We start from the raw sequence: 17,567 nt of genomic DNA on the forward strand, positions 1-17,567 counted from the left end.
CCTATCTGATCAGGATCGCCCTTAGGTCATTGACATTCGTCCCGGTCGGGCCGGGCATAAAAAGATCGCCGACGACGTTGAATGCCGTCCAGGCATTGTTGCCGGCGAGCATGGCCTTAGCATCGACGCCCGTCGCCCGCATCCGCGACACCGTCGAGCCATCGGCGAAGGCGCCGGCATTGTCCTCAGAGCCGTCGATGCCGTCGGTGTCAGCGGCCAGCGCGTGGATGCCATCCATGCCGCTGATGCCGATAGCGAAGGCGAGCAGGAACTCGCTGTTACGGCCGCCCTTGCCTTTTGCCCGCAAAGTCACCGTCGTCTCTCCACCAGACAAGACCAACACGGGCTTTCGGAAGGGCCGGTTGCGCGTCGCGACTTCGCGGGCGATCGCAGCGTGGACACCGCCGACCTCGCGTGCCTCGCCCTCGATGGAATCGGAGAGGATGACCGCCTCGATGCCATGGCGCCTGGCTTCGGCTGCAGCCGCTTCCAGCGATACGCCGGCCGAGGCGATCAGATGCACTTCGTTGCGCGAAAAACGCGAATCGTCGGCGCGCGGCGCATCTGCGGCCGGCGAATTGATATGCGCCATCACCGCAGCCGGCAGTTTCATGCCATAGGCGGCGATCGATGCCAGCGCCTCTTGGCGGCTGCCCGAATCGGGAACGGTCGGACCGGAAGCGACCAGCGCCGGATTGTCGCCCGGAATGTCGGAGACGACCAGCGACATGACCTTGGCCGGATAGGCGGCCGCGGCCAATCTACCGCCCTTGATAATGGAAACATGTTTGCGGATAGTGTTCATCGCGGCGATCGGCGCGCCGGAGGCGAGCAGCGCCTCGTTGACGGCGATCTCGTCGGCCAGCGTCAGACCTTCCGCGGGCGCCGGCAGCAGCGCCGACCCCCCGCCGGAAATGAGCGCCACGACCAGATCATCCGCGGTCAGCCCCTGAACTTTTTCGAGCAGCCGGCGCGACGCTTCGAGCCCTGCGACGTCCGGCACCGGATGCGCCGCCTCGATGATCTCGATGCGCTGGCATGCCGCAGCGTAGCCGTAGCGGGTGACGACCAGCCCTTCGATCGGCCCGTCCCACACCTTCTCGAAAGCCGCCGCCATCTGCGCCGAACCCTTGCCGGCACCGACGACGATGGTGCGCCCTTTCGGCCTTGCCGGCAGGTGATCCCTGATGGTCCTCTGGGGATCGGCAGCGGCGACGGCGGCATTGAAGATGGCGGTGAGGAAGGTCTTGGGATCGATCTCGGTCATTTTGCTTCCGGCGGCAGTGCCAGTTCGCACCCGTCGACGCCGAGATGGCTGCACAGCGCATCGACGACGACGCCGTGATCCTCGCGCTCCGGCAGGCCCGAGACCGCGATCACACCGATCACACCGGCGCCCTTGACCGTGACAGGAAAACCGCCGCCGGCCAGCACGTAGTCTGAGATGTCGAGCCCCTCGCCCGGCTTGAAGCTGCGGTCGGGACGCTGCTGCTCCAGCACCATGCGGTAGGTGCTTTTCAGGAACCGCCGCACTACGTTGATCTTGCGCCGCGCCCAATCCGGATTGGAGGCGTTCGAGCCCGGCATTGCCGCGTAGAACAGCGGCCGGTCGAAGGTTCTGATATCGACGATGATCGGCAGATTCTCGGCTAGTGCCCGGTCGCGGATCGCCGAGCCGATCTTGAAGGCGACAGCCTCATCAAAGGCCGGGAAGACAAGCTCGGCTTCCTGTTTCTGGATCAGAGCGATATCGTCCGCAACGGCCATGTCGTTCCCCTGTCAACTCCACGCTTTGACCGATGGTTGCCGCCGGGTCAAGCCTCGGATGCTTCACGCGGATCCGTCTCCAGCGCCAGATCGACCGCGGCCTCGGCATGAAGAACCGTTACGTCGAAGGCTGGCACAGGATAGTCGTCCGTGTCGAGCAGAAGCGGCAGTTCGGTGCAGCCGACGATGATCGCTTCCGCGCCACGGGCCTGGAGATCACGCGCCATTTGCAGGAGCGCCGCCTTGGAGGCGTTCTTGACGGCGCCCAGGGTCAGCTCGTCAACGATGATCCGGTGCAGAGCGGTGCGCTGCTCCTGTAGCGGCGTGATCACGTCGAGGCCATGACGGTCCCTGAGCCGTTGTCTGAAGAAATCCATCTCCATCGTGTATCGGGTTCCCAAAAGTCCGACGCGCGAGAAACCCCGGTTGCGGATCGCAACTGCAGTCGGATCGGCCAGATGGAGCAACGGGATACCAATCGCCGCCTCAACCTGATCTGCAACCGAGTGCGGGGTGACCGCCGTGATGATCACGAAGTCTGCCCCGGCCCCTTCCAGGCACCGCGCGGCCTCGGCAACTCTTTCACCGACGCTATCCCATCGACCCATGGAAGCCATGGTGTTAAGTTCGTCGAAATCGAGCGTGAACAGCACGGAGCGCGCATTGTGATGGCCGCCAAGCCGGCGATGTGCGGCCGCGTTCAGCAGCCGGTAGTAGAGGGCGCTCGACTCCCAGCTCATTCCTCCGACCATTCCGATCAGCTTGGACTGGCGCACTGTCATGCTTGAACCCACCGATTACTTCATAGCCCGACGTTAAGTCCCAGATCGCTTTTCATCGCACGTCCGGCGAGATAGACCTCGCGCACGGCGCGGTCGTCGCCCTGTGTCTGCAGCAGAAACAGTTCCTCCGCCAGCGTGTCCGCCGTCTCCATCCGCAGCCGCATGGCCGGCGTGGCGCGGGCATCGAGGACGATGATGTCGGCATCGCTGCCTTGGTCGAGCGTGCCGACTTTTTCCACGACCGACAGCGCCTCGGCATTGCCGCGGGTGAGCTGCCAGAACGACTGGAACGGGTTGAGCTTCTCGCCATTCAGCGCGATCACCTTATAACCCTCGTCCATGGTGCGCAGCATCGAGTAATTGGTGCCGCCGCCGACATCGGTGGCGGCGGCGATGCGGAGGGCTTTGTCACGCGTGCGGTAGCGCTGATAGTCGAACAAGCCCGAGCCGAGGAACAGGTTCGAGGTCGGGCAGAACACGGCCACCGAGCCCGTGTCCGAAAGCGCATCCGCCTCGCGTTCCGACAGATGGATGCAGTGGCCGAACAGGCTTTTGCGCCCGAGCAGCCCATAATGCTCGTAGACATCGGTATAGTCGCGTGCCTGGGGGTAAAGTTGCAGCGTAAAGGCGATCTCGGCGTGGTTTTCCGACAGATGCGTCTGCATGTGCAGATCAGGATATTCGCGGCAGAGCGCGCCTGCCATCTCCAACTGCTCGGGTGATGAGGTGATGGCGAAGCGCGGTGTGATGGCATAGTGCTGGCGCCCCTTGCCGTGCCATTCGGCGATCAGCGCCTTGCTGTCGTCATAACCCGATTGCGGCGTGTCGAGCACGCCCTCCGGCGCGTTGCGATCCATCATCACTTTGCCGGCGATGTTCAGCATGTTGCGGTCATGCGACTCGGCGAAGAACGCTTCGGCCGATTCCCTGTGGACCGAGCAATAGGCGGCGACTGTCGTCGTGCCGTGGCGCACCATCTCGTCGAGGAACAGCCTGGCGATGCGGCGGCCATGCTGGGCGTTCTGGAATTTGGTTTCCTCGGGAAAGGTGTAAGTGTTCAGCCAGTCGAGCAGCTCGGCGCCGTAGGAAGCGATAACCTGCATCTGCGGAAAGTGCGCGTGCGCGTCAATGAAGCCAGGCAGCAGCAGGTGCGGGCGGTGGTCGATCTTTTTTACGCCTTCATCAGCTTTTTTCTCGACGTCGGCATAGGCGCCTGCGGCAGCGATCCTGCCGTCGCGGAGCAGCAGGCCGCCGTCATCCTCGTAGCGCCAGGCGGAATGATCGTCGACGGTCTCAGGCCAGCGCAGGAAGGACAGCGTGCGGCCGCGCAGGAGCGTGCTGGTCATGCTTATTTCCCTGCCTCCTCGAACCATGCCACCAGCAACGCCCGTTCCTTGTCGGTGATATGGGTGACGTTGGCGGGCGGCATCGCGTGGCTGCGGCCGGCCTGCAGGTAGATCTCGCGGGCCTGCTCGGCGATGCCGGCGTCGGTGTCGAGCATCACACCTTTCGGCGCGTGATAGATGCCCTCGTAGGATGGCTCCCGCGCATGACACATCGAGCAGCGGCCAAGCACCGTGTCGCGCACTGCGGGAAAGTGCGCCGAGGCGACATAGACCTGTGCCGCAGAGGTCGCCTTGACTTCGCCGGTCAGCACTTTCGGCACCGTTGACAGCCACATGATGGCGACGAACAGGACGGCCGCAGCCAGCCAGGTCCAGGTCGGGTTACCCTTGCGCGCATGCATCGTATTGAAATAGTGCCGGATCAGCACGCCGATGGTGAAAACCAGCGAGGCGATCACCCAGTTGAACTCGGTGCCGAACGCCAGCGGGTAGTGGTTCGACAGCATCAAGAACAAAACGGGCAGCGTCAGGTAATTGTTGTGCAGCGAGCGCTGCTTGGCAATCTTGCCGTATTTCGGGTCGGGCTTGCGGCCGGCGATCAGGTCGGCGACGACGATCTTCTGGTTCGGGATGATGACCATGAAGACATTGGCCGACATAATCGTTGCGGTGATAGCGCCAAGATGCAGGAAGGCGGCGCGGCCGGTGAACAGGTGGGTAAGACCCCAGGCGATGAACACCAGCACGCCATAGAGCACCAGCATCAGGCCGGTGTCGCTGTTGCCAAGCGGCGAACGGCATAAGAGATCGTAGACCACCCAGCCGACGCCGATCGTCGCCAGTGACAGCAAGATGCCTGTAGGCACCGACATGGCAAGCACATTGGGATCGATCAGGAACAGGTCCGCCCCGGCATAGTAGACGACGCACAGCATGGCAAAGCCCGACAGCCAGGTGGCGTAGGATTCCCATTTGAACCAGGTCAGGTGCTCGGGCATTTCGGCCGGCGCCACCAGATATTTCTGGATGTGATAGAAGCCGCCGCCATGCACCTGCCATTCCTCGCCGAAGGCGCCGACAGGCATGCCCGGTCGCTGGCGCAAGCCAAGATCGAGCGCAACGAAATAGAAGGACGAACCGATCCACGCTATGCTGGTGACGACATGCAGCCAGCGCACGGCGAAACTCAGCCAGTCCCAGAAAATCGCGAAATCCAACATTGAAAAGTCGTCCCTGCCGATCGGCTGACTTTACGGACTGGACCGCAAACGGAAAGGGCCGAGCTGCACGATGACTTTCAAAAAAAAATAGAAAATATTAGGGTTATCCCTACGCCGTATGAGAGCCCTAAGCCGCATGGCCTACCTCGACAACATCGCCGTTTTTGTTCGCGTCGTCGAGCTTGGCAATCTATCGGCGGCGGGCCGTGACATGCGCATTTCGCCGGCGGTCGCCTCCAACCGCATCAAGGAGCTCGAAAAGCACCTTGGTGTCAGGCTATTCAACCGCACGACGCGGCAATTAATGCCGACCGAGCACGGCACGGTGTTCTACTCCGGCGCCAAGCAAGTGCTTGAGGCGGTCACCGAGGCGGAGGCCGCGGTCAGCGCGTTGTCAGGCCAGCCGCGCGGCACCATCAAGGTGACAGCGCCGCTCGGCCTCGGCCGGCGGCTGGTGGCCTCGGGCATCCCAGATTTCCACGACAAATACCCTGATATCGAGGTGCGGCTGAGGCTTTCAGACCACAATGTCGACATTATGAAGGAAGGCATCGACGTTGCCTTCCGGCTCGGTATCATCGAGGACTCCAGCCTCAGGATGCGCGGCATCATGGAGTGCGAGCGGGTGCTGGTGGCGGCGCCGAAATATCTGGAGACGCGCGGTGAGCCGGCCGAGCCGCAGGAACTGATCGGCAAAAAGCACGACTGCCTGATGCTTCGCTATTCCGGCGCGCGCGAATACGTCTGGACGCTGCAGACGGCTGACGGCCCGCGGAAATTCGAAGTGCATGGGCCTTATGACACCGACGATGGCGACGTGCTGACCGGCTGGGCGCTGTCCGGCCGCGGCATCATCAACAAGCCGCGCTTCGAGGTTGAGCCGTTCATCCGCGACCGGCGGCTGAAGGTGATCCTGCCCGACACGCCGCCGACACCGGTGCAGTTCGCCGCCGTCTACCCGCACAAGAAGCTGCAGGACCCGAAGGTGCGGCTGCTGCTCGATTTCATGGCCGAGCGCTGCCAACGGCTGATCAAGGATATTCTGGCAGGCAAATGATCGCCGGCTGGCCGGTTGCGTCCCGTCAAGCCGGCGAAGATAGTCCCTGCGGAATTCACTCACCAGGGAAGACCGATGGCCAGCGGTGCCAAAATGCATCTCGCCGTTTCACTGTTTCCGGAAAGCGCTCTTTCCCCTCCATCCGACGCCGGTCCGGATTTCACTCTTTTGGCCCGGTTTGTGCAAAAGGCCGAGACGGCCGGGCTGGATATGGTGCTGCTTGCTGATTCCGCGCCGGCTGCAGGCGGCGACGCACCGAACCGGCAAGTGCCCTTCGAAGCGACGACCCTGCTGGCAGCGCTTGCGACGATTACCAGCAGGATTGGCCTCGTCGCCGCGGCGTCGACGGTCGCCCACCAGCCCTACAACCTCGCGCGCCGTTTCGCATCGCTCGACGTCATCAGCCATGGCCGTGCCGGGTGGCACGCAAGCATGGTCCCCGATCCGCGCGAGGCGACCAATTTCAGCCGTCCGGAAGGGTTTTCCCGCGACGATTTCCGCCGACGCGCGGAAGAATTCATCGGGATCGTGCGGGGCTTGTGGAGAGGTTGGGATGCGGATGCCCTGCTGTTCGACCAGCGCGGCGGCCGCTTCTTCGATCCCGAAAAGATGCACCTGCTCGACCACAAGGGCGAGTTTTTCTCTGTGCGCGGGCCACTGAACGTTGCACGCTCGCCGCAGGATATGCCGGTGCTCGTCATGTCAGGCCTGTCGGAGCCCGACATGGAGATCGCCGCCCGCTTCGCCGATGTCATCCTGCTGGACGAGCCATCGATCGCGGGCGCGAAGCCCGACGATCTGAAGCGCCACGCGCTTGCGTTCGGGCGCAGTCCTGGCGCGACAAAGGTGCTGATGACCGTCGCGCCGGGTGCTGACATGGCCGCCAGGCCGGACCTGATCGCGGATAGGCTCGAAGAGCCCTTCCGATCGAAAAGCTGCGATGGTTTCAACATACTCATGCCACCGGCGCTATCTGTGCTCGACGATTTCGTCGACCTCGTGCTGCCGGAGCTTCGCCGTCGCGGCCTTCTCCGGTCGGATTATCCCGGCGCGACGCTGCGCTCCCATCTCGGACTTGCTGGGGGAGATGAACGATGACCGCCCATCGACGTCAGATGAAGCTCGGGGCGTTCCTGTGGGCAACAGGCCACCACATTGCCGCCTGGCGCCACCCAAAAGCGCATGTGACGGCAGGCGTCGACATCGAGCACTACATCCAGCTGGCGCGAACGGCGGAGGCGGCGAAATTCGACATGATCTTCTGCGAGGACGCCGCCGGCGTGCGCGAGGCCGATATCAACATCGCCAGCCAGACGTCACGCTCGATCGGCTTCGAACCGATCAGCCTGCTTTCGGCTCTCGCGGCCCAGACCAGCCGCATCGGCCTCGTATCCACGGCATCGACGAGCTATACCGAGCCTTACGGGCTGGCGCGGACCTTCTTGTCGCTCGATCATCTGAGTGGCGGCCGTGCCGGCTGGAACCTTGTCACCTCCGCCAGCCACATCGAAGCTGCTAATTTCGGCGCGACCGGCCTGCGCCCGCACGCCGACCGTTATGAGCGCGCGCGAGAATTCGCTGCCGTGGTTACCGCACTCTGGCAAGGCAAGCTGGACGGGGTTTCCGGACCTGGTCACGACGGCAGAAGCTTTTCAGTGCGGGACCCACTCGATCTGCCGCGCTCGCCCCAGGGCGCACCGGTCATGGTTCAGGCCGGAGCATCGGACGAGGGCAGGGATCTTGCCGCCCGGACCGCTGATGTCGTGTTCACGGCAGCGCAGACATTCGAGGAGGCGAAGGCCTTCTATGATGATCTCAAGGGGCGTCTGGCGACCTATGGGCGCGAGCCGAACGACATCAAGATCATGCCGGGCGTCGCGCCGGTCGTGGCGGCAACCGAAGCGGAAGCCACGGCAAAATATGAGGAGCTGCAGGAGCTGATCCCCGACGATGTCGGCGTGGCGTTGCTTTCCAGCTATCTCAGCATTTCCGATCTGTGGCGCTATCCCATAGATGGGCCGCTGCCGGAGCTGCCGGCCAGCGAAGGCATGCAGAGCCGGCAGGCGCTGGTCATCGAGCAGTCGCGCCGCGACAACCTTTCGATTCGCCAGCTTGCCCGCCATTTCGCCGGCGCTCGCGGCCACTGGCGCGTCGTCGGAACGCCGGCCCAGATCGCCGACGAGCTCGAGGCACGCTTCGAGGGTGGCGCGGCAGACGGCTTCAACGTCATGCCGTCCTATTTTCCTGGCGAGCTTGATGCCTTTGCCGTGCTTGTCGTGCCGGAGCTGCAGCGGCGCGGCCTGTTCCGCACTGACTATGAAGGCAGCACGCTGCGCGACCATCTGGGGTATGAAACGGCCGATGTGAGCAGCAGGCTGTAGGCGCTTGGCTGTCAGCCGGCCATTGCCTTGCCACGAGAGGCGGGGTGCGGAGCGGCTGACGCCGTGGCATCCGCGGCCAGCGCCGTCATGATCTCGGCGGCGGCCAGTGCCGCGATCACCTGCGGGCGCTTGTCCTTGACCGTTTCACCGCCGATCGGCGAGACCAGGCGGGCAAATTCCGCCTCGCTGCCGTCCGTTGACTTCAGGAACCAGCTCCTGAACGTCGCCTTTTTGGTCTTCGAGCCGATCATGCCGACATAGGCGGCATCCCGGCGTTTCAGCGCCTCGGTGGCGATCAGGAAATCCAGCGCGTGGTCGTGGGTGAGGACGACGAAGGCGCTCCCGGGCGGAGCCTCGCGCACCACAGCCTCGGGCATTGGCGTCAGGCTGGTTTCGACCGTGTCCGGCATGCCCTCCAGCGCCTCGACCCGCGTCTCGACAACGACGACACGGACCGGCAGCAAGGCCACCGCCGAGGCCAACGCCTGGCCGACATGACCACCACCAAAGATGTAAACATGCGGCAGTTGAGCCTCCTCGGCTTGCGCGGCCGCAATCAGCTCTTGCGCCAACGCAGCGTCGACCAGCCGGATCGACACCTCGACCCTGCCGCCGCAGCACTGGCCGATTTCGGGTCCGAGCGGGATATCGAGCGTGGCGCTGACATCCTTCCCCCTTGAGGGGAGGGCGGCGGCGAAGCCGTCGGGTGGGATCGCCGCGGCAGTGCTCGACGCTCTGGCGATGCCTTCTGAGACGACGCCCTCTGGCCGCTTCGCGGCCTGCCCTTCGCTATGGCTCCGGGCGTTCGTCGCTGAAAAAGCCAAATCGTTGGCTTTTTCTCGGCCATTGGCCGACCTCTCCTCACCCCCCTCAACGGGGGAGAAAAGCATCTGCCGCGCCTTGTCGATTGCCATGTATTCGAGTTGGCCGCCGCCGATCGTGCCAAAACTTGCCGCGCCCGAGACGAGCATGAAGGCGCCCTTCTCGCGCGGCGTCGAACCTTTTGTCCCGGCCACCTCGACCAGGGCGACCCGGCCGGCGTCGGCAAGAAAGGCTTTCAAGCTTTGCACTTTCGAGGTCATCATTCGCATTCCCTATCGGGAAATATAGAGTTTTCGGCCTGAATTGCACGCTTTCTGGGATTCCAAAGACTGGTCACGTGCTGGTCTTGGCTTCCCTCTTCAGCCGTTCGATCGCCATCAGCACACGCTCCGGCGTCGCCGGTGGATCGAGGCGCGGGCAGATCCGGTGGTCGGCAACGCTCGCCACCGCATCCGACAGAGCATGCAGCACCGACATGCCGAGCGGGAGCGGCGGCTCGCCGACCGCCTTGGAGCGGTGCACCGTCGGCTCGTGCGCCTCAGGCCAGTCGGCCAGCGTCACGTTAAAGATCTTCGGTCGGTCCGAGGCCAAGGGGATTTTGTAGGTCGACGGCGCATGGGTGCGCAGCCGGCCCTTGTCGTCCCACCAAAGTTCCTCCGTCGTCAGCCAGCCCATGCCCTGGATGAAACCGCCCTCGACCTGGCCGAGGTCGATGGCGCGGTTCAGCGAGCGGCCGGTCTCGTGCAGGATGTCGGTGCGCTCGACCATGTATTCGCCGGTCAGCGTGTCGACCGACACTTCCGAGCACGCGGCGCCGTAGGCGAAATAATAGAAGGGGCGACCCTCGCCCTTGTCGCGATCCCAGTGGATTTTCGGCGTCTTGTAGAAGCCCGCCGCCGAAAGCTGGATGCGGGCCATGTAGGCCTGCGTGACGAGATCGGCGAAGGCGATCTCCTGGTTGCCGATGCGCACCCGGTTGGGCAGGAACAGCACCTGGTCGCGCGGCACCTGGTATTGTTCGGCGGCGAAATTGGTCAGCCGCTCTTTGATCTGCCGGGCTGCGTTCTGCGCCGCCATGCCGTTGAGGTCGGAACCTGACGACGCGGCGGTCGCCGAGGTGTTCGGCACCTTGCCGGTCGTCGTTGCGGTGATCTTGACCTGGTCGAGGTCGATCTGGAACTCTTCCGCCACAACCTGCGCCACCTTGACGTAGAGGCCCTGCCCCATTTCGGTGCCGCCATGGTTCAGATGCACCGAACCGTCGGTGTAGACATGCACCAGCGCGCCGGCCTGGTTGTAATGCGTAGCGGTGAACGAGATGCCGAATTTGACCGGCGTTAGCGCCAATCCGCGCTTGATGAAGCGGCTGTTGGCGTTGAAGGCTTCAATGGTGCGGCGACGCCGCGCATAGTCGCAACTCGCCTCCAGTTCGGCGACGATGCGGTGGATGATGTTGTCTTCGACCGTCTGGTGATAGGGCGTGACGTTGCGGTCTGAGGTGCCATAAAAGTTCTTCTTGCGGATCTCGAGCGGGTCCTTGCTAACGGCAAAGGCGACCTCGTCGATGACGCGCTCGGCCCCGACCATGCCTTGCGGCCCGCCGAAGCCGCGGAAGGCGGTGTTCGACACGGTGTTGGTGTAGAGCGGTGCCGATTGCGCATGAACCGCCGGCCAGAAATAGGTATTGTCGCAGTGGAATAGCGCGCGATCGGTGACCGGGCCTGAAAGGTCCGCCGAGAAGCCGCAGCGCGCCGCGAACATGAAATCGACGCCGAGAATATTGCCCTCGTCGTCGAAGCCAACCTCGTAATCGACCAGAAAGTCGTGGCGCTTGCCGGTGGCGATCATGTCGTCGTCGCGGTCGGGCCGGATTTTCACCGCGCGGTGGTGTTTTTTCGCAGCAATCGCCGCGAGCGCGGCAAACTGGTTGCCTTGCGTTTCCTTGCCGCCAAAGCCGCCGCCCATACGGCGGATCTCGACCGTGACGGCATGGCTTGGCACGCCGAGCGCATGGCTGACCATGTGCTGGACTTCGCTCGGATGCTGGGTGGAGGAATAAATCGTGACGTCCTGATCCTCGCCGGGAATGGCCATGGCGATCTGGCCTTCGAGATAAAAATGGTCCTGACCGCCGATGCGCATTTTTCCCTTCAGCCGACGCGGCGCCGCTTTGATCGCAGCCGCTGCATCGCCGCGCCTCAGGGTCAGCGGCGGCGTGACCAGCTTGTCCTTGCTGGGATCGAGCACGCCGACGTCGGTGACGAAAGGCAATTCCTTGTATTCGACCTTGGCCAACCTTGTGGCGCGGCGCGCCTGCTCGCGCGTTTCGGCGACGACGCAGAAGATCGGCTGGCCAAAGAATTGTACCTTGCCGTCGGCCAGCACCGGCTCGTCGTGACGGCCGGTCGGCGAAATGTCGTTTTCACCCGGCACGTCGCTCGCCGTCAGCACGTCGACGACCCCGGGTGCTGCGCGCACCGCCGACAGGTCCATGCTGGTGATGGTGGCGTGCGTGGCCGTCGAAAGCCCGAGGCAGCCATGCAGCGTGCCTGATGATTCCGGCATGTCGTCGATATAGACGGCCGTGCCGCTGACATGCTTGTACGCAGAATCATGGCGCTGGTCGGCGGCAACGCCACCGGAAATTTTTTGCGCCTTGAGGTTGGGAGCGTGCTTGGTCATCACGCCGCCTCGTGCCGCGAAACCTGGATCGGCGCCTTGGTGCCGCTGGTCTCGGCAAAGAAGCGCAACAGCAGGTTCCGTGCCGCTAGCGCCCGGTATTCGGCGCTCGCCCGCATGTCGGTCAGCGGGGTGAAATCCCTGGCATATTCGGCCATCGCCGCGTCGACTGTCGCCTCGGTCCAAGGCCTGCCGAGCAACGCCTTTTCCACGCTGAAAGCCCGCTTGGGCGTTGCCGCCATGCCGCCATAGGCGATGCGCACCTCCGCCACCGTGCCCTCCTTGGCCAGGGTCAGCAGGAATGCGCCAAGTGCTGCGGTGATGTCCTCGTCACGGCGCTTGGTGATCTTGTAGACCGCAAACTTCGTGCCTTTCGCGGGTACCGGGACATGCACGGCCTCGACGAACTCGCCCGGCTGCCGGACCTGCTTGCCATAGGCGACGAAGAAATCTTCGAGCGAGATCGTCCGCCGCTTGTTGCCCCGGCGCAGCGTCAGCCGCGCACCGAGTGCAATCAGCGGCGGTGGCGTGTCGCCGATCGGCGAGCCATTGGCGATGTTGCCGCCGATCGTACCCATATTGCGCACCTGATCGCCGCCGATGCGATCGAACAGCGGCCCGAGCGCCGGGATGCGTTTCGCCAGCGTCGAAAACGCCTCCGTATAGGTGACACCGGCGCCGATCGAGATGACGCCCTCATCTTCGGAAATCGCGCAGAGCCCGTCGAGATTGCCGATGAAGATCGCCGGCGAAATCTCACGCATATGCTTGGTCACCCACAGGCCGACATCGGTCGAACCGGCAACGATGGTGGCGCCCGGCTCCTTGTCCAGCACGGCGGCGAGGTCGTCGGCATCGGCCGGCACGACCAGCCGCTGCTTGCCGGCGCCGATCTCGATGCGCTCGCCGTCTTTCATGGCCGCAAGCTTCTCGGCGATCGCCTTGCGCTCCGCAGCCAGCGGGTCCTTTGCCGCCTTGCCGTAGCTGAAGATGGCACGCGCGGCGCGGACAATCGCCTCGTAGCCGGTGCAGCGGCAGAGATTACCCTGCAGCGCCTTTTCGATGGCCGCATCCGACGGCTCCGGCGACCGCATCCACAGAGCGTAAAGCGACATGACGAAGCCCGGCGTGCAGAAGCCGCATTGCGAGCCGTGAAAGTCGACCATGGCCTGCTGCACCGGATGCAGCCTATCGCCGTCGCCACGCAGATGCTCGACGGTCACGACATGCGTGCCATCGAGCGAACCGAGGAAGCGGATGCAAGCATTGACGCTTTCATACACCAGCCGGCCGGCTGAGAGCCTTCCGATCAGCACGGTGCAAGCGCCGCAATCGCCTTCGGCGCAGCCTTCCTTGGTGCCTCGCAGCGTGCGCTCGAGCCGCAGCCAGTCTAGCAAGGTCTCCTCAGGCGCGACCCTGGTCAGCGCAACATGCTCGCCATTGAGGATGAAGCGTATCTCATTGCGTGTCTTGAGCCCGGCCATGTGTCAGCTCCCTCGGTAAGTCGAATAGCCGTAGGGCGATATAAGCAGCGGCACATGATAGTGCACCAGCTCGGCCATGCCGAAGCGGATCGGCACGCTGTCGAGGAAGGCCGGTTCCGGCAGCCTCAATCCCTGCCGGCGCAGATAGTCGCCGGCCGCGAAGACCAGCTCGTATTCGCCGGTGCGGAATTCCGCGTCGGCAAGCAGCGGCGCGTCACAGCGGCCGTCGGCATTGGTGACCGTCGTCTTCAGATGCGTCCGCATATCGTCGTTGATGCGGTAAAGCTCGATCGACAGACCTGCCGCCGGCCGGCCGGTCGCGGTGTCGAGGACATGGGTCGTCAGACGTCCGCCTTCGGCTTTCGACGTTTCCGCCACTGGCTGCTCCCATTCCCGGTACAGTCGAACATGCCCGGTACAGCCGAACATGTTTGACGAATTGTGCGCCAATTAAAGGCGATGCATAAGTCCCGGTCGAGCGGAGTGCTGCAAAAACACTTTCAAAATTTTCGGGGGAATGCGCAAGCGGCGCTTTCGACTATCCTGATCACACAATCCGGCAGGAGCAACGATGCGGTACGAACGAGACATGCGCGGCTACGGCGCCAATCCGCCGGATCCGAAGTGGCCTGGCGGGGCGCATGTCGCAGTGCAGTTCGTCGTCAATTACGAGGAAGGCGGCGAGAACTGCGTCCTGCATGGCGACAAGGCTTCGGAAGCCTTCCTGTCCGAGATCGTCGGCGCCGCGCCATGGCCCGGGCAGCGCCACCGGAACATGGAATCGATCTACGAATATGGCGCCCGCGCCGGCTTCTGGCGATTGCTGCGCCTGTTCACCGAGGCTGAAGTACCGGTCACCTGCTACGGCGTCGCCACAGCGCTGGCGCGCTCGCCCGACCAGGTCGCAGCGATGCAGGATGCCGGCTGGGAAATCGCCTCGCACGGGCTGAGATGGATCGACTACCGCGACCATGCGCCGGAGGACGAGCGCCGCGACATGGAAGCGGCGATCCAGCTGCACTACGAGGTCACTGGGGCGCGGCCCGCAGGCTGGTACACCGGCCGCACGTCGATCAACACCGTGCGGCTGGCGGCGGAAGAAGGCGGCTTTGACTATGTGTCGGACACTTATGACGACGAGTTGCCCTACTGGTTCGAGCATGACGGGCCGGACGGGTCGACAAAGCCGCAGCTCATCATCCCCTATACGCTCGATGCCAACGACATGCGCTTCGCCACGCCGCAGGGCTTCAACTCGGGCGACCAGTTCTTCGCCTATCTCAGGGATAGTTTCGACACGCTCTACGCCGAGGGCAAGGCAGGCAGGCCGCGCATGATGAATATCGGCCTGCACTGCCGCCTCGTCGGCAGGCCGGGCCGGGCCGCGGCGCTGAAGCGCTTCGTCGACTACGTCAGATCGCATGACAGGGTCTGGTTGGCGCGGCGCATCGATATCGCCAGGCACTGGCAAGAGACCCATTCCTTCCGGCCGCCGGCGCTGCGCCCGTCGAAAATGGAGTTCGAGGCCTTCGTCCATGCATTCGGTGGCGTGTTCGAGCATTCGCCGTGGATCGCCGAGCGCGCCTTCGAACTGGAACTCGGCCCGGCGCATGATAGTGCCGGCGGCCTCCACAATGCGCTGTGCCGCGTCTTTCGCGGCGCCAGCGAGGCCGAGCGGCTCTCCGTGCTCAAGGCCCATCCCGACCTCGCCGGCAAACTGGCGCAGGCCAAGCGGCTGTCGGCGGAATCGACGAGGGAACAGGCTTCCGCCGGGCTCGACGCGCTGACCGACAAGGAGCGCGAGTTGTTCTCCAAACTCAATGCCGCCTACGACACTTCCTTTGGCTTTCCCTTCATTATCGCGGTGAAAGGCAAGACTAAGGCGGAAATCCTGGCGGAGTTCGAGGCGCGCAGCGGCAACAGCCACGACGTTGAATTCGACACCGCCTGCAAACAGGTCGAGCGCATCGCACTGCTCCGCCTCAGGGACATGCTTTCACAATAGCCTTGGCTTCCGCGATAGGCTTTGGCTCCGCAATAGGCTTTGAACTCATGGACACGATCAAGATGGCCGACCGATTCTACTACGCGCCGCAGGGCGGCCACCCCGGCCAGAGTGAGCTGCTGACCGGCCGGGCTGTCTTCACCGAGGCCTATGCGGTCATTCCAAGGGGGGTGATGCAGGACATCGTCACCAGCGCCCTGCCATTCTGGGAAAAGACCCGCGTCTGGGTGCTGTCGCGCCCGCTGTCGGGGTTCGCCGAGACGTTTTCGCAATATATCGTCGAGGTCGCGCCCGGCGGCGGCAGCGACCGGCCTGAACCGGATGCCGGCGCCGAAGGCGCCTTGTTCGTGGTTGAGGGCGAGCTGACCGTTTTGCTGGCTGGCGAGAAACATGTCCTGCAGCCGGGTGGCTTTGCTTTCCTGCCGCCGGCCAGCGGATGGACCGTTCGCAACGAGAGCGGTGCTGCTGTCCGCTTCCACTGGATCCGCAAGGCTTACGACGCCGTCGAGGGCATCGATGTCCCGCAAGCCTTCTTCGCCAAGGAACGAGACATCGCGCCCACGCCGATGCCGGGCACCGAAGGCAGATGGGCGACGACGCGCTTCGTCGATCCGGCCGACATGCGCCACGACATGCACGTCACCATCGTCACGCTTGAGCCGGGCGCGGTCATCCCGTTCGCCGAGACTCATGTGATGGAGCACGGGCTCTATGTGCTGGAAGGCAAGGCGGTCTACCGCCTCAACCAGGACTGGGTCGAGGTCGAGGCCGGCGACTATATGTGGCTGCGCGCCTTCTGCCCGCAGGCCTGCTATGCCGGCGGTCCCGGAAAATTCCGCTACCTGCTTTACAAGGACGTCAACCGGCATGCCAAGCTTGGTGGGGTGGGCTTCGAGGGTCGCGCGCCATGACCCGAATCGTCGCCCGGCCGCTGACCCGCGAGACCTTCGCCGAATTCGGCGACGTCATCGATATGGGCGGCGACAATCACTATCCGATCAATGGCGGCAAGGCCGAGCGCTATCACGACCTCGCCACCGCCGAAGCGTTAGGGCCGAATGCGCGCGTGCTGATCTCCATGGTGCGCGGCACGCCTTACGATTTTCCGCTGAAGCTCACCATGGTCGAGCGTCACCCGTTCGGCAGCCAGGCTTTCATCCCGCTGTCGCCACGGCCGTTCCTGGTCGTCGTCTGCCATGATGGCGACGACGGCCCTGGTGAGCCGCACGCCTTCATCACCGCGCCCGGGCAAGGCGTCAACTATCCGCGCAATCGGTGGCACGGCGTGCTGACGCCGATCGGCGAGGCCCAGGACTTTCTCGTCGTCGACCGCGGTGGCGACGGCTCCAATCTCGAAGAGTGCCATTTCTCGCACGCCTACGAGATCGATCTCCCCGACGGGACCGCCTGATGGCCGACGTCTCGCTGATCGATCGCCTGCTCGACGTGATCGAGCACGACATCATACCGAAGACCACCGAAGGCGTCGCCCACGGCAATAAGCTGTTCGGCGCGGCGATCCTGAGAAAGGATGATCGCTCGCTGGTGCTCGCCGAAACCAACAACGAGACGGAAAGTCCGCTCTGGCATGGCGAGGTGCATTGCCTAAAGCGGTTCTATGAAATGCCGAAGGCCGAGCGCGTCGATACCAGGGACGCGATCTTCCTCGCCACGCACGAACCCTGCTCGCTGTGCCTGTCGGCGATCACCTGGACCGGCTTCGATAATTTCTACTATCTGTTTTCGCACGAAGATTCGCGCGACAGCTTCGCCATCCCGCACGACCTGAAGATCCTGAAGGAGGTCTTCACCCTCGACGCCGGCGGCTACAATGCCGAGAACGCCTATTGGAAGAGCTTTTCGATCCGCAAACTGGTGCGGTCGTTGGCCGAGGCCGAGCGCCAGCGGCTGGAAACGCGGATCGGCAAGATCTCGGCGCGCTATGACGAACTGTCCAGCGCTTACCAGGCAAGCAAGGCCGAAAACGACATTCCGCTGAGTTGACGCGGATTGACCAGCCGAAT

16 protein-coding genes are annotated in these 17,567 nt (G+C 63.8%); 7 read left to right on the forward strand and 9 right to left on the reverse strand.

Annotation, left to right across the window (positions count from 1 at the left end):
* Window position 1 precedes the first annotated feature (1 nt).
* Genes CIT31_RS02985 through CIT31_RS03005 form a run of 5 tightly spaced genes read right to left on the reverse strand, consistent with a single transcriptional unit; the run spans window position 2 to window position 5,115 of the window.
* Window positions 2-1,267, reverse strand: a complete 1,266-nt coding sequence (locus CIT31_RS02985; protein ID WP_065006094.1) for a glycerate kinase type-2 family protein — start codon at window positions 1,265-1,267, stop codon at window positions 2-4.
* The gene (locus CIT31_RS02990; RefSeq protein WP_029347573.1) at window positions 1,264-1,767 is read right to left on the reverse strand and encodes a heme-degrading domain-containing protein; all 504 of its coding nucleotides are present in this window, start codon (window positions 1,765-1,767) and stop codon (window positions 1,264-1,266) included. Before CIT31_RS02990 ends, CIT31_RS02985 begins: the two co-directional genes overlap by 4 nt.
* A 47-nt stretch (window positions 1,768-1,814) precedes the next feature.
* The gene (locus CIT31_RS02995; protein ID WP_095517390.1) at window positions 1,815-2,549 is read right to left on the reverse strand and encodes an aspartate/glutamate racemase family protein; all 735 of its coding nucleotides are present in this window, start codon (window positions 2,547-2,549) and stop codon (window positions 1,815-1,817) included.
* Window positions 2,550-2,569: 20 nt separating this feature from the next.
* Complete coding sequence (guaD, locus tag CIT31_RS03000; RefSeq protein ID WP_095517391.1) at window positions 2,570-3,895, reverse strand: guanine deaminase; 1,326 nt, start codon at window positions 3,893-3,895, stop codon at window positions 2,570-2,572.
* Window positions 3,896-3,897: 2 nt separating this feature from the next.
* The gene (locus CIT31_RS03005) at window positions 3,898-5,115 is read right to left on the reverse strand and encodes a urate hydroxylase PuuD (RefSeq protein ID WP_095517392.1); all 1,218 of its coding nucleotides are present in this window, start codon (window positions 5,113-5,115) and stop codon (window positions 3,898-3,900) included.
* Between the two features lie 136 nt (window positions 5,116-5,251).
* Between CIT31_RS03005 and CIT31_RS03010 the strand changes: the two genes are divergently transcribed.
* The 3 genes from CIT31_RS03010 (at window position 5,252) to CIT31_RS03020 (ending at window position 8,553) form a co-directional block, all read left to right on the forward strand.
* Window positions 5,252-6,172, forward strand: a complete 921-nt coding sequence (locus tag CIT31_RS03010; protein ID WP_065006098.1) for a LysR family transcriptional regulator — start codon at window positions 5,252-5,254, stop codon at window positions 6,170-6,172.
* Window positions 6,173-6,247: 75 nt separating this feature from the next.
* A complete protein-coding gene (locus CIT31_RS03015) occupies window positions 6,248-7,270 on the forward strand; it encodes an LLM class flavin-dependent oxidoreductase (RefSeq protein WP_095517393.1) in 1,023 nt (340 codons plus the stop codon).
* Window positions 7,267-8,553 (forward strand): LLM class flavin-dependent oxidoreductase, encoded by a 1,287-nt coding sequence (locus tag CIT31_RS03020; protein ID WP_095517394.1) that lies wholly within the window; start codon window positions 7,267-7,269, stop codon window positions 8,551-8,553. The genes CIT31_RS03015 and CIT31_RS03020 overlap by 4 nt, the downstream gene beginning before the upstream one ends.
* 11 nt (window positions 8,554-8,564) lie before the next feature.
* On the opposite strand, the gene xdhC is transcribed toward CIT31_RS03020, so the two are convergent.
* From xdhC to uraH, 4 genes are all read right to left on the reverse strand, one after another.
* Window positions 8,565-9,635, reverse strand: coding sequence for a xanthine dehydrogenase accessory protein XdhC (xdhC, locus tag CIT31_RS03025; RefSeq protein WP_095517703.1), 1,071 nt, complete (start codon window positions 9,633-9,635; stop codon window positions 8,565-8,567).
* Window positions 9,636-9,708: 73 nt separating this feature from the next.
* Window positions 9,709-12,057 carry a xanthine dehydrogenase molybdopterin binding subunit gene (xdhB, locus tag CIT31_RS03030; RefSeq protein WP_095517395.1) on the reverse strand — a complete coding sequence of 783 codons (2,349 nt, stop codon included), beginning with the start codon at window positions 12,055-12,057 and terminating at the stop codon, window positions 9,709-9,711.
* A complete protein-coding gene (gene xdhA / locus CIT31_RS03035; protein ID WP_095517396.1) occupies window positions 12,057-13,538 on the reverse strand; it encodes a xanthine dehydrogenase small subunit in 1,482 nt (493 codons plus the stop codon). The genes xdhB and xdhA overlap by 1 nt, the downstream gene beginning before the upstream one ends.
* A gap of 3 nt (window positions 13,539-13,541) precedes the next feature.
* Window positions 13,542-13,916: a hydroxyisourate hydrolase gene (gene uraH, locus CIT31_RS03040; RefSeq protein ID WP_029347558.1), complete on the reverse strand. Its 375-nt coding sequence runs from the start codon at window positions 13,914-13,916 to the stop codon at window positions 13,542-13,544.
* 193 nt (window positions 13,917-14,109) lie between these two features.
* On the opposite strand from uraH, the gene puuE reads away from it, so the two are divergent.
* The 4 genes from puuE to CIT31_RS03060 are packed head-to-tail and all read left to right on the forward strand — an operon-like array spanning window position 14,110 to window position 17,547.
* On the forward strand, window positions 14,110-15,543 hold the full coding sequence (puuE, locus tag CIT31_RS03045; RefSeq protein ID WP_095517397.1) for an allantoinase PuuE: 1,434 nt from the start codon (window positions 14,110-14,112) through the stop codon (window positions 15,541-15,543).
* Between the two features lie 47 nt (window positions 15,544-15,590).
* Entirely contained in the window at window positions 15,591-16,454 is an 864-nt protein-coding gene (locus CIT31_RS03050) for a bifunctional allantoicase/(S)-ureidoglycine aminohydrolase (RefSeq protein WP_095517398.1), read from the forward strand.
* The gene (locus CIT31_RS03055; RefSeq protein ID WP_029347553.1) at window positions 16,451-16,954 is read left to right on the forward strand and encodes an ureidoglycolate lyase; all 504 of its coding nucleotides are present in this window, start codon (window positions 16,451-16,453) and stop codon (window positions 16,952-16,954) included. The genes CIT31_RS03050 and CIT31_RS03055 overlap by 4 nt, the downstream gene beginning before the upstream one ends.
* On the forward strand, window positions 16,954-17,547 hold the full coding sequence (locus CIT31_RS03060; RefSeq protein ID WP_095517399.1) for a nucleoside deaminase: 594 nt from the start codon (window positions 16,954-16,956) through the stop codon (window positions 17,545-17,547). The genes CIT31_RS03055 and CIT31_RS03060 overlap by 1 nt, the downstream gene beginning before the upstream one ends.
* Window positions 17,548-17,567 lie beyond the last annotated feature (20 nt).

Origin of the sequence: Mesorhizobium wenxiniae, assembly GCF_002284535.1 — a bacterium.
In the GTDB taxonomy this organism is placed as follows: Bacteria; Pseudomonadota; Alphaproteobacteria; order Rhizobiales; family Rhizobiaceae; genus Mesorhizobium; species Mesorhizobium wenxiniae.